At 44.8% G+C, this 18,043-nt stretch carries 25 protein-coding genes; 9 read left to right on the top strand and 16 right to left on the bottom strand.

Annotated features, from left to right (window positions below):
• Positions 1 to 4: 4 nt before the first annotated feature.
• The 7 genes from IAE16_RS02755 to IAE16_RS02725 are packed head-to-tail and all read right to left on the bottom strand — an operon-like array spanning position 5 to position 3,369.
• Positions 5 to 757: a sulfite exporter TauE/SafE family protein gene (locus tag IAE16_RS02755; RefSeq protein WP_323701193.1), complete on the bottom strand. Its 753-nt coding sequence runs from the start codon at positions 755 to 757 to the stop codon at positions 5 to 7.
• A complete protein-coding gene (locus IAE16_RS02750) occupies positions 758 to 1,378 on the bottom strand; it encodes a nitroreductase family protein (protein WP_323701192.1) in 621 nt (206 codons plus the stop codon).
• Positions 1,375 to 1,953, bottom strand: a complete 579-nt coding sequence (locus IAE16_RS02745) for an NAD(P)H-dependent oxidoreductase (protein WP_323701191.1) — start codon at positions 1,951 to 1,953, stop codon at positions 1,375 to 1,377. The genes IAE16_RS02750 and IAE16_RS02745 overlap by 4 nt, the downstream gene beginning before the upstream one ends.
• Before the next feature lies 1 nt (position 1,954).
• Positions 1,955 to 2,515 carry a class I SAM-dependent methyltransferase gene (locus IAE16_RS02740; protein ID WP_323701190.1) on the bottom strand — a complete coding sequence of 187 codons (561 nt, stop codon included), beginning with the start codon at positions 2,513 to 2,515 and terminating at the stop codon, positions 1,955 to 1,957.
• The gene (locus IAE16_RS02735; RefSeq protein ID WP_323701189.1) at positions 2,516 to 2,740 is read right to left on the bottom strand and encodes a hypothetical protein; all 225 of its coding nucleotides are present in this window, start codon (positions 2,738 to 2,740) and stop codon (positions 2,516 to 2,518) included. It lies immediately after the preceding gene.
• A 9-nt stretch (positions 2,741 to 2,749) separates the two neighbouring features.
• Positions 2,750 to 2,944, bottom strand: coding sequence for a CDGSH iron-sulfur domain-containing protein (locus IAE16_RS02730; RefSeq protein WP_323701188.1), 195 nt, complete (start codon positions 2,942 to 2,944; stop codon positions 2,750 to 2,752).
• 2 nt (positions 2,945 to 2,946) lie between these two features.
• Positions 2,947 to 3,369, bottom strand: a complete 423-nt coding sequence (locus IAE16_RS02725; RefSeq protein WP_323701187.1) for a hypothetical protein — start codon at positions 3,367 to 3,369, stop codon at positions 2,947 to 2,949.
• Between the two features lie 82 nt (positions 3,370 to 3,451).
• On the opposite strand from IAE16_RS02725, the gene IAE16_RS02720 reads away from it, so the two are divergent.
• Positions 3,452 to 3,814: a winged helix-turn-helix transcriptional regulator gene (locus IAE16_RS02720; RefSeq protein WP_323701186.1), complete on the top strand. Its 363-nt coding sequence runs from the start codon at positions 3,452 to 3,454 to the stop codon at positions 3,812 to 3,814.
• Here the strand turns inward: IAE16_RS02720 and IAE16_RS02715 are convergent.
• The 6 genes from IAE16_RS02715 to IAE16_RS02690 form a co-directional block, all read right to left on the bottom strand.
• Positions 3,811 to 4,197 carry a PaaI family thioesterase gene (locus tag IAE16_RS02715; protein ID WP_323701185.1) on the bottom strand — a complete coding sequence of 129 codons (387 nt, stop codon included), beginning with the start codon at positions 4,195 to 4,197 and terminating at the stop codon, positions 3,811 to 3,813. The two genes, IAE16_RS02720 and IAE16_RS02715, sit on opposite strands and share 4 nt — an antisense overlap.
• Positions 4,194 to 6,278 (bottom strand): xanthine dehydrogenase family protein molybdopterin-binding subunit, encoded by a 2,085-nt coding sequence (locus IAE16_RS02710; RefSeq protein ID WP_323701184.1) that lies wholly within the window; start codon positions 6,276 to 6,278, stop codon positions 4,194 to 4,196. The genes IAE16_RS02715 and IAE16_RS02710 overlap by 4 nt, the downstream gene beginning before the upstream one ends.
• A complete protein-coding gene (locus tag IAE16_RS02705) occupies positions 6,275 to 6,733 on the bottom strand; it encodes a (2Fe-2S)-binding protein (RefSeq protein WP_323701183.1) in 459 nt (152 codons plus the stop codon). Before IAE16_RS02705 ends, IAE16_RS02710 begins: the two co-directional genes overlap by 4 nt.
• Entirely contained in the window at positions 6,727 to 7,284 is a 558-nt protein-coding gene (locus IAE16_RS02700; protein ID WP_323701182.1) for a flavodoxin family protein, read from the bottom strand. The genes IAE16_RS02705 and IAE16_RS02700 overlap by 7 nt, the downstream gene beginning before the upstream one ends.
• A 3-nt stretch (positions 7,285 to 7,287) precedes the next feature.
• On the bottom strand, positions 7,288 to 7,836 hold the full coding sequence (locus tag IAE16_RS02695) for a DJ-1/PfpI family protein (protein ID WP_323701181.1): 549 nt from the start codon (positions 7,834 to 7,836) through the stop codon (positions 7,288 to 7,290).
• An 89-nt stretch (positions 7,837 to 7,925) separates the two neighbouring features.
• Positions 7,926 to 8,189, bottom strand: coding sequence for a hypothetical protein (locus tag IAE16_RS02690; RefSeq protein WP_323701180.1), 264 nt, complete (start codon positions 8,187 to 8,189; stop codon positions 7,926 to 7,928).
• A gap of 57 nt (positions 8,190 to 8,246) precedes the next feature.
• Between IAE16_RS02690 and IAE16_RS02685 the strand changes: the two genes are divergently transcribed.
• Complete coding sequence (locus tag IAE16_RS02685; protein WP_323701179.1) at positions 8,247 to 9,305, top strand: hypothetical protein; 1,059 nt, start codon at positions 8,247 to 8,249, stop codon at positions 9,303 to 9,305.
• 9 nt (positions 9,306 to 9,314) lie between these two features.
• The gene (locus tag IAE16_RS02680; RefSeq protein ID WP_323701178.1) at positions 9,315 to 9,836 is read left to right on the top strand and encodes a gamma carbonic anhydrase family protein; all 522 of its coding nucleotides are present in this window, start codon (positions 9,315 to 9,317) and stop codon (positions 9,834 to 9,836) included.
• Here IAE16_RS02680 and IAE16_RS02675 read toward each other — a convergent pair.
• Entirely contained in the window at positions 9,820 to 10,650 is an 831-nt protein-coding gene (locus IAE16_RS02675; protein ID WP_323701177.1) for a DMT family transporter, read from the bottom strand. The two genes, IAE16_RS02680 and IAE16_RS02675, sit on opposite strands and share 17 nt — an antisense overlap.
• Positions 10,651 to 10,670: 20 nt before the next feature.
• Here IAE16_RS02675 and IAE16_RS02670 point away from each other — a divergent pair, with 20 nt between their 5' ends.
• Genes IAE16_RS02670 through IAE16_RS02645 form a run of 6 tightly spaced genes read left to right on the top strand, consistent with a single transcriptional unit; the run spans position 10,671 to position 16,660 of the window.
• A complete protein-coding gene (locus IAE16_RS02670) occupies positions 10,671 to 11,795 on the top strand; it encodes a pyridoxal-phosphate-dependent aminotransferase family protein (RefSeq protein WP_323701176.1) in 1,125 nt (374 codons plus the stop codon).
• Entirely contained in the window at positions 11,789 to 12,424 is a 636-nt protein-coding gene (gene pspA, locus IAE16_RS02665; RefSeq protein ID WP_323701175.1) for a phosphoserine phosphatase PspA, read from the top strand. Before IAE16_RS02670 ends, pspA begins: the two co-directional genes overlap by 7 nt.
• Complete coding sequence (locus tag IAE16_RS02660) at positions 12,399 to 14,939, top strand: tetratricopeptide repeat protein (protein ID WP_323701174.1); 2,541 nt, start codon at positions 12,399 to 12,401, stop codon at positions 14,937 to 14,939. Before pspA ends, IAE16_RS02660 begins: the two co-directional genes overlap by 26 nt.
• A gap of 1 nt (position 14,940) precedes the next feature.
• Positions 14,941 to 15,555, top strand: coding sequence for a MotA/TolQ/ExbB proton channel family protein (locus IAE16_RS02655; RefSeq protein WP_323701173.1), 615 nt, complete (start codon positions 14,941 to 14,943; stop codon positions 15,553 to 15,555).
• Entirely contained in the window at positions 15,552 to 15,944 is a 393-nt protein-coding gene (locus IAE16_RS02650; RefSeq protein ID WP_323701172.1) for an ExbD/TolR family protein, read from the top strand. Before IAE16_RS02655 ends, IAE16_RS02650 begins: the two co-directional genes overlap by 4 nt.
• Positions 15,941 to 16,660: a YdcF family protein gene (locus tag IAE16_RS02645; protein ID WP_323701171.1), complete on the top strand. Its 720-nt coding sequence runs from the start codon at positions 15,941 to 15,943 to the stop codon at positions 16,658 to 16,660. The genes IAE16_RS02650 and IAE16_RS02645 overlap by 4 nt, the downstream gene beginning before the upstream one ends.
• Here the strand turns inward: IAE16_RS02645 and IAE16_RS02640 are convergent.
• Positions 16,628 to 17,629, bottom strand: coding sequence for a DHH family phosphoesterase (locus IAE16_RS02640; protein WP_323701170.1), 1,002 nt, complete (start codon positions 17,627 to 17,629; stop codon positions 16,628 to 16,630). The genes IAE16_RS02645 and IAE16_RS02640 overlap by 33 nt on opposite strands.
• A gap of 10 nt (positions 17,630 to 17,639) precedes the next feature.
• Positions 17,640 to 18,035 carry a hypothetical protein gene (locus IAE16_RS02635; RefSeq protein WP_323701169.1) on the bottom strand — a complete coding sequence of 132 codons (396 nt, stop codon included), beginning with the start codon at positions 18,033 to 18,035 and terminating at the stop codon, positions 17,640 to 17,642.
• Positions 18,036 to 18,043: the final 8 nt, after the last annotated feature.

Genomic DNA, 18,043 nt, shown 5'->3' with positions numbered 1-18,043 from the left:
ATGACTATTCTACCAAAAGCAGGTAAATTCCTATGAAAAGCCCCCACACTATTACAAAGAACCTTACCACCTTTGGCTTGAACCTTTGAGAGATTTTTGCTCCTGCATATCCACCAAGAGCAAAGCCCGGCATCATAAAAAGTGCGTAAGCCCAACTTACTTTACCACTAAATATGAAAATAAAAGCACCAAGGAGGTTTATAGAAAAGCCAAGAAGGTTTTTTAGCCCATTTGCGGTATGTATGTGATGCACTCCAGAAAGCGTTAGGCTTGCCAGCATCATTATGCCTATGCCTGCACCAAAGTAACTTCCATATACGCCGGTTATAAACTGAAGGAAAAGAGGCAAAAGCAAAGGAAGGTTTTTCTCTTGAATTACAAACTTAGCCAAAAATCTTCGTATGACCTCGCTAAAGGCAAGCATAAAGACCGCAAAGAATATGAGAAAGGGCACTATGGACTTAAAGGTTTGAGAGGGTGTTTTTATTAAAAGCACCGCACCCACTACCGCACCTACAGTAGAAGAGATAAGAAAAGGCAGAATAAGGCTTTTTACCTCCTGTATCCTTTTCCTAAAGCCAAAAGCACCAGAAAGGGAGCCTACCCAGAGAGCCACTGTATTTGTTATGTTGGCAACCACTGGGTCAAGCCCAAGCCACAGGAGTGTGGGAAAGGTAATGAGCGTCCCACCACCTGCAACTGAGTTTATAGCTCCTGCCAAAAAGGCAGAGCAAAAGGATAAAAGAAAGTATTCCATTTAGACTATCTTTCCAAACTCCTCAAACTTAAACCTGTAAGCCCTTGGTAAAAGCCCTTTGGATGGGTCCTTGTATCCTATGGCTATTATCATAGGCACTACCTTGTAGTCTTCTATCTGCAAAAATTCCTTAAGCCTTGCCTCGTCGTAGCCCTCCATGGGATGGGTCTCAAGCCCATAGGCTCTGGCAGTTATCATTATAGTCATACCGAAAAGGGCTGTGTCTCTAACCGCTTTTCTGAAGGCTCTTTGAGGGTCTTGCCAACCTGCTATAATTTGGCTTTTTAGGCTCTCTTTTGCCTCTGGCTTTATATAGCCCAGCTCCTCCCAGCTTTGCAAAACTCTGTCCACATGCTCAAAGCCTGCCCTTGTGTTGGCAATAAGCACTATGTTTGCACTGGCATCTTCCACCTTTTGTTGGTTGTAGCATATTTCCCTTAGCCTCTTCTTTTTCTCCTTATCCTTTACCACTATAACTTCCCATGGTTGAAGGTTGTAGCCAGAGGGTGCGGTTGCGGAAACCTCAAGTATCTCCTTTATTATTTCATCTGGCACATCTCTCGCTGGGTCAAAGAAGGTAATAGACCTCCTTTCTGTGATTAACCTTAAACATTCCTTCATAGCACTTCCTCCAGCTGTTTTTTGACCTTGTCTAACATAGCTTTCCTTTCGTCGTCGCTTACGTATGGCACTGCATACAGGAAAAGATGTCTTATTACTTCAATACTACAGAATTTGAAAATGCCAATATCCGTGGTCTTTATTAGGCACTCCTCCATGCCTGAGGGTCTATAGTCAAGCTCAGAAGCTCCAAGGGTGTTTATTATGAAAGCTTTTTTGTCAGAGAGAAGTCCAACAAGCTCTCCATCTCTCTCTTCGTAAGCAAAACCGTAGCTAAAAACCCTATCTATGTAGCCCTTTAGGATTGCAGGCATGCCTGTCCACCATATGGGATATATAAAGACCAAAAGTTTTGCACCTTTTATTATCTCCTGCTCCCTTCTTATGTCCTCTGGCACGCCACCCGATAGAAAGGTTTCAAAATCCCTTGCGGACAAGACAGGATTAAACTCAAGAGCATATAGGTCTCTCAAGCTGTATTGAACACCCTTGGCGGACAAAGTCTCAAGGACAACTTCCTTTATAGCCTTGTTGAAGCTCTTTGGGTTTGGATGGGCGTAAATCACACATACCATCTTATACCTCCTTTGTCTGAAAGATTAAAAAATAATGGTATGGAAATATGGCGTGGCTTTCTATGAGTTTAAAGCCTTCTTTTTGCATAAAGTCAATGACCTTTTCCTCTGGAATTCTATCCTCAAGGGGTGGTCCTGCGGGTGATGGTATGGGATGCCAGTCAATGAGGATTATTCTGTGGGTGGTTATCCTGTTTACTTCTTCCATAAAGGCTTTGGGCTCTAAAAGTTCATGAAATAGGTTTGCGAGAAGGCTTACATTCACCGATTTGTCCTCAAGAGGTATACGGTTTTCTCCACACTGGATATATTCTATGTTTCTAAGGCTTTTAGCCCTTTCTCTGCACCTATCTAACATAAAGCCTGACTGGTCTATGGCATAGAGCTTTTTTACCCTTTCCGCAAGGGGTATGGTAAAGTATCCTGGACCACACCCAATATCTGCCCAAACCTCCTCTTTGTTTGGCTTTGCTACTTTGAAAAAGTCCTCAAGGTTTTGCCAACTTTGTCTTTCTGGCAAAAGAAGCACCTGCCAGTTTTCTTCTGGAAACTTAAAAGCCATCTATTCCTCCTGAAGTTGATACTTCCAGTAGTCTATAGTTTCCCTTACCGATTCAAGGTTCTTTCTAAGGTCTTCCATAAGAGCCTTCATGAACCTTCCACAACCTTCCATTGGAGCGTAGCCCGCACACTCTTCCGCTTCCTCCGCACAGGCGTATATCATCTGGCTTAGGCTTTCAAGCCTTCTTAGATATTCTTTTGCCCTTTCCCTGTTAAAGTTTTCCATGGCAACCTCCTATGGCTTTATTTCTACCCTTGAATTTTCATCGTATAGGTATAGCTTTCCTTCCTCTTCATCCCTTGTTCTTTTGTGAGAGCCATCACAGAAGGGAAACTTCTTAGAGAGCCCACACTGGCACAGATAATAGGTCTCTTCCCCTATCTGAAGTTTGTATGGACCTTTTCCTGTGAATTTTACAAGTCTTGCCATGCTTATTCTTCCCTTTCTGGTGGATTGTATAGAAAGCCTGTGAGACCACCCCACACTATGTGAAGCACAAAGGTGCTAATTTGCGCATTCATCTGCATGGGTTTTTGAAACCACAAGGCATCCCCCAGACTACCCACAAAGGACACCACCATAACAAATATGTGCCAAAGAACGCCATAAACTATGCCCTTTATGAGACCGGGACCAGGAAGAAGCCTCCACACATAGGGAAGCACAAGGGGTATGGCAAAAAGGGTAGCATCTATCTGGTGTTTTAGCACCCACCCCCAATCCTTTGTGCCGGGAAATATGCCAAAAAGCCCAAACCAGCCTGCATAGACCATATCAAGCACTACCATAGCCCACCCACCCATCTGAGAAGCAAAGAGAAAACTCCAGAAGTTTACTCCTTTTATCACACTCATGGTTTTCCACCTCCTGCTTTTGAGTTTAAACCTGCTCCGCAGGCGTGTCAAGAAGGGTCTTTTTTGTTATATACTATCCTCTATGAAACCTAATAACAACTCTGTAGTATGCCCAGCAGAGCTTGCCATACAGATACTAAGCGGTAAATGGAAGCTATATATTCTTAAGAACCTAATGGATGGAAAGAAGAGATTTTCAGAACTTCAGAGGGCTATACCTGGGATTACTCAAAGGATGCTTTCAAAACAGTTAAGAGAGCTTGAAGCTTGTGGACTTATACGCAGAACCGTATACCCTGTGGTGCCACCTATGGTAGAGTATGAGTTAACAGAGATAGGCAAGAGCCTTGAGGATGTATTTAACGCCATACATAAATGGGGTCTAAAGTATGTGGAAGCTATGTCTATCAAAACCTTAGAATGCCAAGAGGAAAACTCCAGCTAAACTTCTCCTTTGTTTTCCAGCACCGCATATGTCCCTGTGGCGTAGGCAACAAGTTCAGAACCCTGCCAAACCTCCACCACCGCAAAGGCTACCTTTTTGCCCCTTTTTAAGAGCCTTCCTACTGCCAAAAGCTCACCCTTTACAGCAGGCTTAAGATAATTTACCTTTATCTCAATGGTTACAGAGGTTTTATCCTCTGGCAGGTCAGAGATGACCGCAAACCAGCCTGTGTTGTCCGCAAGGCTTGATATAACACCACCGTGCACATAGCCAAGATGTTGAAGGTGATAATCTTCCACCAAAAGCCCAAGCCTTGCCTCCCCTGAGCTTATATGCAAAAGCCTTGCACCCAAGTGCTGGAGAAAGGGCAAGTTTACCCTCATAGCAGGCTTTTTATGTATTCTGGCGTCATGGGAAGTCTGTTTACTCTTATGCCATAGCCCCAAAGGAGTGCATTGGCAACCGCAGGTGCAGTTGGTGGAAGCCCCGGCTCTCCTACACCACCCATTTGACGATTTGAGGTAAGAATATGAACCTCTATCTCTGGCGTTTCATCCATGGTCAAAAGCCCATAAGACCCAAAGTTGCTGTTTTCCACACCACCGCCTTTAAAGCTCACCTTCTCCTTAAGAGCCATGCTCAATCCCATGACTACAGAGCCTTCTACCTGAGAGCGTATAAGGTCTGGATGGACTACCACAGGACCCACATCTATGACCGCCACCACCCTTTTTACCTTGACCTGTCCACTTTTTGCGTCAAGCTCCACCTCCGCCACATGACAGGCATGACTTCCAAAGGAGTAGTGATAGGCTATGCCAAGGTTTTTCTTCCTGCCCCAGCCAGACCTCTCCATGGCAGTCTGGACTACCTTGTAGGCTACTGGGTTATCCCTTAGGAGCTTTAGCCTTAGCTCTCCCGGGTCTTGTTTTGTCTGATAGGCTATGCGGTCTAATATGGTTTCAAGGCTAAAGGCGTTGTGGGTTGACCCCACAGACCTCCAAAACCATACGCTTATAGGAAGCTCCACGTCAACCCTTTCCACATAAAGGTTGGGAATGTTATAAGGTGTGTTTTCCACTCCTTCCACTGAAGCCCTCCCACCAAGCAGTGGCTGAACCGCTATCTTAAAGCTAAGAGAGTTTATGTTCCCCCTTTGGTCTGCAGAGACTTTGATATGAGTGGCACTGTAGGGTCTGTAGTAGCCAGAGCTTATGTCATCCTCTCTTGTGTATATGAGCTTTACGGGTCTTGAAAGCCTTTTGGAAATCTCAAGGGCTTCCGCCACAAACTCCACATTTGCTTTTCTTCCAAAACCCCCGCCAAGGTAGGTGGTTATGACCTTTATCCTGCCTTCTGGTAGTCCACTGACCCTCTTTGCGGTTTCCAACACCCACGTTTGAGACTGTGTAGGTGCATAAACTATGCACTCATCCTTCTTTACCCATGCAAGGCAAGCCATAGGCTCCATGGTGGCATGATAGAGGTAGGGTTGTATGTAGGTCTCCTCAACCTTTACTGGAGAGCCTTCAAAGACCCTCTGAGGGCTTCCCTTGACCCTTACCACATCACCCCTTTCCCTTAGCTTTTGCAAGAAGTATTTCTCCAAGTCCTTGTCTTCCCAACCCTTTACAAAGCTCTCACTCCACTCTATCTTTAGATACCGTCTTGCCTTTTGACAAGCCCAGAGAGACTCCCCACATATTGCCACTCCTGTGGAGATGGGAAAGATATCTACCACTTCTGGCACTCTTTTAGCTTCCGTGCTGTCCACTTTGAGAGCCTTTGCCCCAAAGTAGGGTGGTCTTTCCACCACCGCATAAACCATACCTTTCTCAAAGGTGTCTATACCAAAAACCGCCTTCCCATCTACCTTTTCTGGTGCGTCAATCCTTGGCACAGACCTGCCTATGTATATGAATTCCTTTGACTCCTTTAGTCTTGGTTTTGCAGGTATCTGTTCCTTGCTTGCAAGGTCTACAAACTCTCCGTAGGCATACCTTTTGCCTTCCACAAGCAGATAGCCCCTCTCCGCCCTTATCCTATCCGCAGGAACCTTTAGCCTTTTGCTTGCAGAGGCAATAAGCATTGCCCTCATACTTGCCCCCGCAAGCCTTAGGGTTTCATACATGTTCCTTACGCTGGTGCTACCACCCGTTAGCTGTATACCCATCTTAGGGTCCACATAAGCCCTTCCTGCAGGTGCTGGTCTTACCCTTACCCTTTCCCAAGGAAAGTCCAATTCCTCCGCAACAAGCATGGCAAGCCCTGTATACACACCCTGTCCCATCTCCGACTTGTTAACAAGCACTGTAAGGTAGTTGTCCCTTGAGAGGTTTATCCAAAGGTTTGGTGCATACCTTCTTGGCACTTCTTGAGCTTTTAAGATTCTGTATCCCTCAGGCATTAGCATAACAGAGAGGGTAAGACCGCTCAACTTTAAAAGGTCTCTTCTTGTTATCATGTCCTTCCTCCTACCGCCCTTTCCACCGCCCTTACTATCCTGTTGTAAGTTCCGCACCTGCAAAGGTGAGAAGAAAGCCTCTGAACTATCTGCTCCCTCGTGGGTCTTGGGTTTTCCAAAAGCAAGGCGTAGGCTTCCATTATTTGACCAGGCTGACAGTATCCACACTGAGGCACTTGAAGCTCAATCCATGTCCTTTTGAGAGGATGGTTTGAGGGAAGTCCTTCTATGGTGGTTATCTCCTTTCCTACCGCATCCTTAACTGGTAAAAGACAAGACCTGACCGCCTGCCTTCCCACCAAAAGGGTGCAAGCACCACACACACCTATACCACATCCAAACTTCGTGCCTGTTAGCCGAAGCCTTTCTCTAATAACCCAGAGAAGAGGCTCATCCTCAAAGGCTCTAACCCTGTATACCCTGCCATTTATCCTTAACTCAAAGTCTTTTACCATGGAAACTTGCCTCCAAAGTTCCTTATGTGGTCTATAAGCTCCCTTCTGCCTTCGTATAGCACCGCCACATACTGAGCGAGCCTTTCACCTAAGCGAAGACAGGCTTCCTTCTCCTCTTGGCTTCTTGGCTCACCTGCCACGACCGCACCGTAATGTAGTGTAAACTTCTTGCCCGTGTAGTCCGTAAGCCCAAAGACCAGAAAGCCATAGTTTATAAGCATATACAGGACAGACAAGCAAGCCACCTCGTTGCCACCACCCCATCCGCCAGAAGAGGAAAAGGCACAGCCAATTTTACCGTCTATCTGCCCCCAGAGGTCTCCGATGGTGTCATCAAAAAACCTTTTTATTTTCCAAGAGACTATGCCCATATTGGTAGGCGTCCCAACCGCCAGCCCATGACACCAAAGCACATCTTCTTTGCTTGCCTCGTCCACGTGCAGTAATCTTACCTCTGTTCCCTCCACCCTTTTTGCTCCCTCCGCCACGAGCTGTGCCATTTTCTTCGTATTTCCAGTCCTACTATCATACAACACCAACACCCTTCCCATACCTCACCCTCTCAAAAGTTTTAGAAACTCCCTCATTATCTCAGGCAGGTCTGGCCAAGCCCTTCCAGACACAAGGTTTCCGTCTACCACCACACCGTCCACATACTCTCCACCTGCCATCTCAATGTCTGGCTTTAGAACAAAGAAGGCACTAACCCCTCTACCCTTCAGCACACCCGCAGCCACCAAAAGCTGAGGTCCATGACACAGAGTAGCCACAGGCTTGTTTTTCTCAAAGAAGTGCCTAACGATATCCAAAGCCTTCTGGTGTGTCCTCACATACTCTGGAGCTCTTCCACCGGGCAAAAATAGGGCATCAAACTCCTCGGGGTTTACATCCTTTAGGTTCATATCCACTTCCAGTTTGTATCCCAGCTTTTCCGTGTATGTTTCCATCACATTGGGCTCCATATCATGAACCACTGTCTGAAGAACCCTTCTCCCAGGCGTTGCAACCTTTACATCGTAGCCTTCTTCTCTGAGCCTGTAAAGGGGATAAAAAACTTCAAGGGCTTCCGCTGCGTCTCCTGTAAGTATTAGAACCTTTTTCATGGTTGCACCTCCTCCCTCAAAGTATATAACCCTGTATGAAAGAGGTCAAGAAGGGTCTTTCATTTAACTTAGTTACACGTTTGTAAGTTTTACCAGTCCCAGCCGTGGTGCTTTTTCCTGTGTTTGGGCTTGTGCTTTTCCACTATAAGCACCCTTTCGTAGGGAGCATAGTAATAAACAGGTGCGGGTCTTACTACAATCACCTCCGGACCTCTATCAACATAGACAACCCTCTTTTCTGGGCAGGAAGGATATCCAAGATTCACTCCAAAGGAGAGGTAAACCCTATCACCTGCACCACTTATGCCAGCCAAACCTAACAACAGGGTGGATGTGGCAAGAAATCTTCTCATAGCACTTCCTCCTTTTTGAGGAAATATAATTAACTAAAGATGAAAAGAGGATGAAATTTGCTTGAGTGTTTAGTTCTGCAGGCGGAAGGACTATATAACAGTGCCTTTTTTGCTTCTGATGGTCAAGTTTTGGTGGGAAGGGTTTTCAAAGAAGGTAAGGGCTATCAGGCTCTTGTAGTGGATAAGGAGAAGGGAATTGCTCTTATATTAGGTGGCAAGGGGGACGAAGGTTTGTATAGCGTTAAGGAGTGTGGTCATGTTTACGCGGCGGTAGGACACTCGGGAGATAGGGCTTTGTTCCTATTTTATGAGAAGGCTTCTGGAAGGGTGCGTTCTTTCGTAGGTCCCAAGGGCATACTTTGGCAAACGGATTGTAATTATGCGGTAGGCGGTGCAAAAGAGAAGCTGTGGCATCTTTTCCTTGTGGACCTAAAAAACAAAAAGGGCAGGGCTTTATCCGTGGGTGAACACCTTTACGCCTATAGCCTTGCTAAGTTTGACAGGGGTTATGTGTTGGTGGGAAGGATAGGACAAGAAGGTAACTATGACAGCTTTATCCTCTGGATGAACCCTAAGATGAAACCGCTTAGGGCATTGAGAAGCACATGGAAAGAGAATGACTATCTTAGATATACCAACGGAAGCTGGGCGGTGGGAAGGTTTGAAATAGAAGGAGATTCAGAAGGCTTTGTAGTGGGTATTGAAGGGCTTGAAAGCCTCTTATACAGAAGGCAAGGCTTTGACTACTTTAGGCATGTAAACTCGGATGCGACACTTATAGCGGGTGAGGGCGAAGATAAAAGTGGAGTAAGGAAATCTCTTTTAGTCCATAGGGAGCATGTTTTCCTATTAGGTGAGGATTTTTCTGCGGTTAGGTTTTACGATGAGAGGGAAAACATTGCCTACGGCTATGTGTATGTGGGAGGCAAAGCCTACGCCTTTAGGGTAAGGAATCCACAGCTGAGGTCGGAGTTTAAATACCAAATAGAGGAAAAGCCTTTGAGGTGGAAAAGTTTTAAACTCAGGGTGGAGAAAGACTTTATGGAGTTTAGGTCAATAAACTTTCCAATCGCTAAAGCCTCGTATTTTTGGGAAGACTGCAAAAAGCTCTATTAAAATATTCCTATGGCAATAGTTAAGCCTTACAAGGATAAGCATCCTGTAATACATCCCTCTGTGTTTCTTGCGGAGAACTCCACAGTTATAGGAGATGTGGAAATAGGAGAGGACTCTTCTGTTTGGTATGGGACGGTGATAAGGGGTGATGTGAACTACATACGCATAGGAAAAGGGACAAACATTCAAGATAACTCTGTGGTTCACGTTACACACGATACACACCCTACGCTGATAGGAGACTTTGTCACTGTAGGACACAGAGTGATACTGCACGGCTGTAGGATAGGAAACTATGTGCTTATAGGTATGGGTGCGGTGGTAATGGATGGTGTGGAGGTTGAGGACTATGTGCTTGTGGGTGCTGGTGCACTGCTAACGCCTAACAAGAAATTCCCTTCTGGCGTTTTGGTGGCAGGCTTTCCAGCCAAGGTGGTGCGAGACCTAAAAGAAGAGGAGATAAGGCTTATAGAAGAGTCTGCCAAAAACTACATAGACTACAAAAACTCCTACCTTAGCCAAAAGCCATAAGAAGGTTGCCCACCATCATAAGAAAAGCAGGAAGGACTATGCCCCTTGTCTCCTCTTTTAAAAACACCCTTCCATAAAAGATAACAACCAATAGAGACAGCCTTTCCGCAGATGCCACATAGGGAGAGAGGGTAAGCAAAAGTGCAAGGTTATACAGAATATCTCCAATGGCAAAGAATAATCCAAGAAGAGGTATCTCCCAGTGCTTGTAGTTTTCCTTTTTGATAGTTTGAGAAGGCTTTACAAAAACCAAAGTGCCAAAACTCATACAAAGGGTATAAAACCAGCTGAAGAAAAGGCTATTGCTCTCTATTATGGACGCCTTGCCTATAACCACATTAAAGCCAAATAAGACAGTAGAAAGGATCATATAGACAACTCCCCTGTTTTTCTTGAAAAATTCTTTTGGTGAAAAACCTACAAGAATTAAAGTAGCTAAGATTACCAAAGACATACCCAGCATACCCATAGGAGAAGGCTCTTCGGAAAGAATAAGCCAGCCAAAGAGGGCAGAGAAGACAGGCATAAAGGAGTAAAAGGACATGGCAACGGAAAGGGGTGCATACTTTAAACCCTTGATGAAAAGCACACCACCGAGGACTTCAAGAGGAAGCCAAATTAGGGCATAGGTCAAAACCTTTATATTAAAGTCCCAGTAGAGGATACCAAGGGGTGTGAGAAGTAAGAAGGCTATAGGAAATCTAACCCATAAAGTGAAGTTTTCGTCTAAACCTCTCAGCAGAAGCCTTTTGCTAAGGTAGTCGTTTGTCCCCCAGAATATGGAGGATAGCAAAGCCAGAGAAAGTCCAAGCATTTAGGGTAAAATATTCTACCATGCGTCATGAAAAAATTTTCACACCTGGTCCTGTGGAGCTTCCCGAAAGGGTAAGAGAAGTCCTCGGAAGGCAGATAATCCATCACAGGACAGAGGAGTTTAAAAATGCCTTCCTTGAGGTAAGAGAGCTCTTCAAAAGGCTTCTTGATGAGCCATCAGACAATTTTGTTTTCTTTGCCTCCTCTGGCACTGGAGCGATGGAGTCTGCCATACTTAGCTTTTTCAAAGAGGGCGATAAGGTTCTTGTGATAAACGGTGGAAAGTTTGGTGAAAGGTGGCTAAAGCTCGCTCAACATTGGGGTCTAAGACCTATAGAATACAAGGTAGAGTGGGGCAAATCCGCAGACCCAGAGAGGGTAAGAGAGATTCTGAAGGAAAACCCAGAGTGCAAGGGTGTGCTCTTTCAAGTCTCAGAAACCTCCACTGGAGCATACCATCCAGCACCAGAGATAGGTAGGGTTTGCAGAGAGTTTAACGCCCTATGTGTGGCGGACGCCATCACTGCACTTGGTGTCTATAATATAAAACCCTCTGAGTGGAACCTTGATGTGATAGTGGGTGGCTCTCAAAAGGGATTTTTGCTCCCTCCTGGTCTTTCGGTGCTTTGGTTTTCAGAGCATGCGGAAAAAAGCCTTGTGGATAGAGCCTTCTACTTTAGCGTAAAGAGAGAGCTTTCTAAACAAAAGGAAGGTCAAACTGCATGGACGCCTGCCATAAGTTTAATCCTTGCCATGAGAGAGTCTCTACTTATGCTACTTGAAGAAGGCATGGAGAAGGTTGAAAAAAGACATAAAGCACTCTCAGAGGGAACTATAAGGGCATTGGAGACCTTGGGTCTAAGGAAATTTGCGGAAAAGCCATCCCTTTCTGTAAGTGCCATATATTCCGAACGGTCAGAGGATATAAGAAAGGAGCTTTTAAAACTTGGTATTAGAGTGGCAGGAGGGCAAGACAGTCTAAAGGGTAAAATATTCCGCATATCCCACATGGGCGTGGACCCAAAGGACGGTCTTATGCTTATTGGTATGCTTGAAGTAGTCCTCAAAAGGCTCGGCTTTAGCGTGGAGCTTGGAGAAGGAGTGAAGACCTACAGTCAAACCCTTATGGAACACAAAATATGGTAAGGCTATACATAATAAGGCACGCAGAGAGCGAATGGAACCCTATCGGCAGATATCAGGGGCTTCTTGACCCAGAGCTTTCAGAAAGGGGCAAGGCACAAGCCAAAAGACTGGGAGAACACTTTCAAAGCATTGAGCTACATGCCATCTACTCCTCTCCTTTGAAAAGGACTCTACAGACCGCACAGGAAGTGGCAAAGGCAAAAGGGCTTGAGATAATAGAGGATAGAAGAATTATAGAGATAGACCACGGTGTATGGTCAGGGCTCTTGGTGGAAGAGGTCCAAAAAAGGTTTCCAGAGCAGTTCAGACAGTGGCTTGAAGAGCCTTACAAGGTGAGCTTTGAAGGAGGTGAGAGCCTTCAGCAGGTATATGAGAGGGTAAAGGATTTTCTTGAGGAGATAAGGGAAAGACACTGGGGGCAGACTATAGCCTTGGTATCTCATACAGTGCCTATAAGAGCCATCTACTGTGCACTCCTCAAGGTAGACCTTTCTAAGTTTTGGTCCTTCGGCTGTGATAATGCCAGCTACTCTCTGGTCCATATGGAAAAGGATAGAAATGTTATAATGAGACTTAATACAACCTGCCACTTAGGAGATTTGTATGTGGAAGCCCATAAGGCTCTTTAGCTTTCTGCTTTTGGTGGTTTTTGCTTTAGCCCAGCAGATAAGCAAAGAGTTTGATATAAATGTGGAGCTCACAGGCAGGGTTTTTGAAGAAAAGCCAAAGTTTTCTCCTCCAGAGAAGCTTCCTATGCCGCAAACGAGGGAGCTTGACCTTTCTTCTGAGCTTCTTGAACCGCCTAAGTTTATGGAGTTTGCTCCAGTCAAGCCTGTGGAAAAAGGCAGCGGTATAAGCTGTGGAGAGCCAAGGGATGCTCTTTCCTATAGGCTTGGAGTGGACTACTATCTAAGAGGTAGATACTCCTCAGCGGAAGAAGAGCTTTCAAAGGTAGTTCTTATCCCTAACTCTCCCTTTAAGCCTATGGCGGAGTATGTTTTGGGACTTATAACCTACTCAAGAGACCAAAAAAACAAAGCCCTTGAGCTTTTCAGAAGCTCTTGTGAGTTTTCCCACATGTATCAAAAGCCTGCATGCGAAGCCTACTACGCCTTGCATTTTATCCTCAGAGGCTCCGTGCCAGAAAATAGGGATGGGCTTTGGCAGGCGGTAAAAAGCATTAAGGAAGGTAGAATGCAAGAACCAGACTGCAGTAATGCGGTCTTTTCTCAGTATTGTGGCTATGTAGCGGATTTTGTAAGGGGACAAGAAAATGTCCTATATAAAGATAGCACTACTCTAAGGTCTGCAATAGTTAGATATTTTTCTGGCAACCTACAGGGAGCAAAGGAAACCTTTTCCCTATACTCCGCACCGAGCAAACCATATAGAGACATAGCTCTTTATTATCTTGCCCTTATAGAATACAAGGAAGGTAAGGGAGAAGAGGCTTTCAGGTATGCAGGTATATTAGAGAGCCTTAATCAGAGACTTGCCAGCGAACTATACGCTCTGCTGTCTGAGAAGGATATATACCTTTCAAGGCTTACATATACCATCACGAGAAATCCCCACTTTCTAGAAAAGGCAGGCATAATAGCCTATAATGCGGGAGACCATTCTCTTGCCCTTCTTAATTTTCTTGAGGCGGGGAACGTAAGGTATGCGGTTTATTCAGCTGTTAAGATGGGAGATTACAGAAGGGTTATAAGCCTTTTGGAAAATAAAAGGGGCAAGGACAGAGAAGACTACATGTGGCTTCTTGAAGCCCTTTATTGGACCAATGGAGACTTAAACCCTGTAATTTCTGAAGTATCAAGGCTCTACCCCGACCTCGCAAGGGAGTTCTCAGGTTGGGAAAGATTCAGGAGAGGAGATTGGCTTGGAGCTTTGGGCTTCTTTGAAGACCCATACTACAGGGCTATAGCTTTATACAACCTAAAAAGATACAAGGAGGTCATAAGCCTTCTTCAGGGAAAAACAGACCAAAGGTCAAACATCCTAAAGGCTCGCTCCGCACTTATGATGGGGGATACAAGACTGGCAAGGAGTTTCCTCACAGAGAGGTCGGACGAAGAGCTATATCTATTGGGAATGTCCTACTTCTTAGAGGGTGAATATCAAAGAGCGGTTTCCTTCTTTGGAAGAGTTTCGGATAAAAGTCCACTAAAGGCAAAAGCCTTGCTTAGGATGGGTGATGCCTATTACAACGCCGGGAACGTAGAAAAGGCAAAGGAGAGCTATTACGAGGTCTTGAAGAGGTATCCAGATAGTGAGGAGGCTAAGCAGGCAACTCTGTCTCTGTTTGAGTTTTCTGGTAAGGGAGTAAGCGACGAAGAACTGGAAAAGCTCCTTGTCAATTACATGCAAAGGGAGAAAAACCCACAACCTGAGGTAATCTACCAGTATGCATCCCTCTTGGCAAGAAAGGGAGACAAAAGGGGAGCGGAAAGGGAGCTCTTAAAACTTCTTGACACACCCCTTAGGTTTAAAGCCATACTTAAGATGGCGGAGATGGAAGAAGACCCTGCCAAAAAACTGGTGCTATACTACAAGGTATACAAGGAGGCAGAACTTCAAGAGGATAGGGCTAAAGCAAGAGAGGAGCTTATAAAGCTATACACTTCAGCAAGAGACACCAAAAGTCTTGCGGACTTGCTTGCGGAGGGAGATACCCAAGATAAGGTTAAAGCTGTAGGTTTATACATAGCCCTAAAAGACATACCTTCCGCACTTTCCCTTTCTCGTGAGCTAATAAATGCAGGCTACAGAAGCAGAGACCTTGAAAAGTATCTTATAGACCTATACAGGCAGTCAGGCGAAGCTGACCTGCTGAGCTACGTACTCAAAAGCCCAGACAAAACCTTGCGAGGAGAATCTCTATTTCTTCTGGGTCTTGATAGTCTCAAGAAGGGTGATAAGAAAAAGGCTCTTGAAAACTTTGTAGAGATATCCCTTAATTATAAGGAAGAACCATACTACAATCAAGCTGTGTTGGAAGGAACTAAAATACTCATAGAGTTAGGTGCGAGGATAGATGCCAGCTGTTTGTTGGAGAGGTTTGACCTAAACAAGTCAAAACCAGAGGAGGTAAATTCATACAATAAGCTCAGACAAGGCTTACCAAAATGTGAGGTGAGGTGATATGGAAGGACTTTTTGAGCTACTTCAGAAGGGTGGGCTTGCCATGTATCCTCTCATCTTTCTTTCTGTAGTTTCTTGGGCTGTAATAGTGGAACGCATATTTCATCTTCGTTCTTCTTCCTACATAGGCAGGTCTGTAAGAGACCTAAAACCTCTTATTGCAAGTGGAGATATAGAAGGTGCTTTAAAACTTCTCTCTACGGAAAACTCATTTACCGCAAACCTACTCAGGGACATGCTACAAGGATACAAGGAGGGAAAGCTTAGAAAGGAAGACATGGTAAAAAGCCTTGATTTTGAGCTTTCTCTTTTAGTGCCAAAGATTGAGAAGAACCTGCCACTGCTATCTACTACCGCAAGCGTTGCACCACTTATTGGTCTTTTTGGCACTATAACTGGTCTTATAAAGGTTTTCTCTGCCTTTGCCACTGCAGACCCAGAGCAGGCAATGGTTCTCCTTTCAAAAGGTATAAGTGAAGCCCTTGTGGCCGCAGCTACAGGTCTTGCGGTTGCCATACCAGCCCTTGTTGCCTACTGGCTTTTTAGAATATGGGGAAACAGCATACTTAACAGGATAGAGTCTGAGGTTTTTGAAGTTTTAAGGGTGCTAAGATGAGGAAGAGGAGGCTCAGCTACGACGAGAGGACTTATATAGATGTGGTTCCTCTTGTGGATACGCTCCTTGCGGTCTTTCTCTTTCTTGCGGTTATTGCATTCCAATCACCAGTGACCTTTCTTGCAGTAAAACTTCCTTTTGCAAAAGAGGGTGAAAAGATAAGCCTTGAGGTTTTTAGAGTTCAAGTTATGAAGGATGGAAGGTATCAAGTAGGTGGTAGGGATATTAGCCTTGAGGAGATAGAAACGCTCCTTCAAGAGAAAAAGCCAAAGACCTTAGTGATAGAAGCGGACGAGGATACTCCTCACAAGTTTGTGGTCGCTCTTATGGATATGGGTAAACGCAATGAAGTGGAGAGCCTGCTTATAGGTGTTAGAACAAGAAGATGAGTTTTTTCCTCAAAAAGCTCTTAAGCTTCATCATACTCCCTCCAGCCATCTTTATTCTTTTGTTTTTACTCATTGCGGTTTTCTCCAAGAAAAGGATAGTTAGTTTTCTTGCTTTTCTTGGAGCCTTAGGGCTCTATCTGCTGTCTGTAGAGCCTGTCAAGGATATGCTATACAAGCCTTTGGAGAAAGCCTATCCTGTCCCAAGGGAGGTGCAGACGGACGCACTTGTAGTCCTCGGAGGAGGCTCATACAACACGGGCATTCTTAAAGAAGACTCCATGAAAAGACTTCTTACGGGCTTTATACTTCACAAAAGGTACGGACTGCCCATAATACTCTCAGGAGGTGCAAATATAGGAAGGCTTCCTGAAGCTGAGGTAATGAAACAGCTCCTTGAAGAGCTCGGTGTGGATAGGAGTAAAATAATAACCGAGGTCAGAAGCAGAGATACCCTTGAAAATGCCAAGTATGTAAAGGAGATATGTGAGAAGCACAATTTTCAGAGAGTGGCTCTCATAACCTCTGCATACCATATGCCAAGAGCTGCGGAAACCTTCAAGAAGGCAGGCTTAGAAGTTATACCCTATCCTACCGATTTCAAGCAGGACAAAAAATACAACCTCTACAGCTTTATCCCTAAGATGGGTGTCCTAAACGACAGCTACAAGGCTCTTAGAGAACACTTAGGTGGTCTGGCTTACAGCATGCTTTATTAAACCCTCTTTTTCAAACCCTTCTCTTATGGCACTGAGGAGCTTTTCAAGAGCGGATTCATAGCTATCAGCCTTAATCTTACAACCAGATGCATACTTGTGTCCTCCACCACCAAGAGCTTCCGCTATCTTCGCCACATCCACCTTTCCCTTAGACCTAAGGGAAACCTTCCACACACCTTCGTCAGGCTTTTCTATAATGGCATAAGCCACTTCCACCCCTTCCAAAGACCTTGGATAGTTTACAAGCCCCTCGCTATCTGAATACTCAGAGCCAGTTTCTTTGAAAAACCTATCAAATATGGTTATACCTGCAACAAGACCATCTTCATGAAGAGACAGAGTGTCAAGCACCTTTGATATCAGCCTCATCTTGTTTAAGCTCTCTCTTTCCGCAAAGTTCACATAAGTCCAATGAGGCTCAGCTCCAAGCTCAACGAGCTCCTTTGCCAGTTGGAAGGTTTCTGCGGTGGTATTGGAATACTTGAAAAAGCCCGTGTCTGTGGCAAGCCCAGCATAGAGGTTTTGGGCTATATCCTTGTCTATAGCAGACCTATCCCAAGCACAAAGAAGTTTGTATATCAAAGCTGTGGTTGATGGTGCGGATGGGTCTATGTAGTCATACTCTCCGTAAAAGTCTCCTCCTATATGGTGGTCTATACGCGCCTTTCTTAGAGCCTTTACCTCTGCATTAATCCTGTAAAAGCCACTGGCATCCACTACCACGCCAAAGCTGAACACCTCATTAACTGGCAGTTTAACCACCTCCTTAGAACCGGGCAAAAAGTCCAGAAAGTGAGGCACTTTATCTTTACATCCTACGGTTACCTTTTTACCCTTCTTCTTTAAGAAAAGATAAAGAGCAAGAGCACTTCCCAATGTATCCGCATCTGGGTTTTCGTGGCTGGCTATGAGAATAGTTCCCTCTTCTCTCTTTAGAAGTTCTATAAGTGGTATACTTTGTTCAAACATGGCTTTCCTCCTACAGCAGATTATACTTCTTCAAGACCCTATAAAGCCTTTCGTCTTCGTTTGCGAGGTCTTTGAGTGCATCCAAAAGTTTAGAAAACTTACCCTTTTCAAACTTCTCAAGAGCCTCATCTGTAGCCCTTTTCACAGTGCTTTTCCTATCCCACAGGATAAGTCCAATTATAGTGGCTATCAAAAGAAGTTGACCACCAAAGATGGCTATCATTATCTGAGTAAGCCTGTCTATTTGCTTCTCCATCTGCTGAAAGCCAATGTCTACCTTTGTATCAAGTTTTTCTATTTTTATTTCTGTGTTTCTAAGTCTTTCCCTGTCTTCTTGAGTAAAAGAGACCTCTTTGGCAAGGCTAAAGGATAAGAGTATGGTCAAAAGAATTAAAAGTCTACCCATACAACCTC

This window comes from Hydrogenobacter sp. T-2 (assembly GCF_033971325.1).
Lineage (GTDB): Bacteria > Aquificota > Aquificia > Aquificales > Aquificaceae > Pampinifervens > Pampinifervens diazotrophicum.
This window is presented reverse-complemented; position numbering and strand designations above follow the sequence as displayed.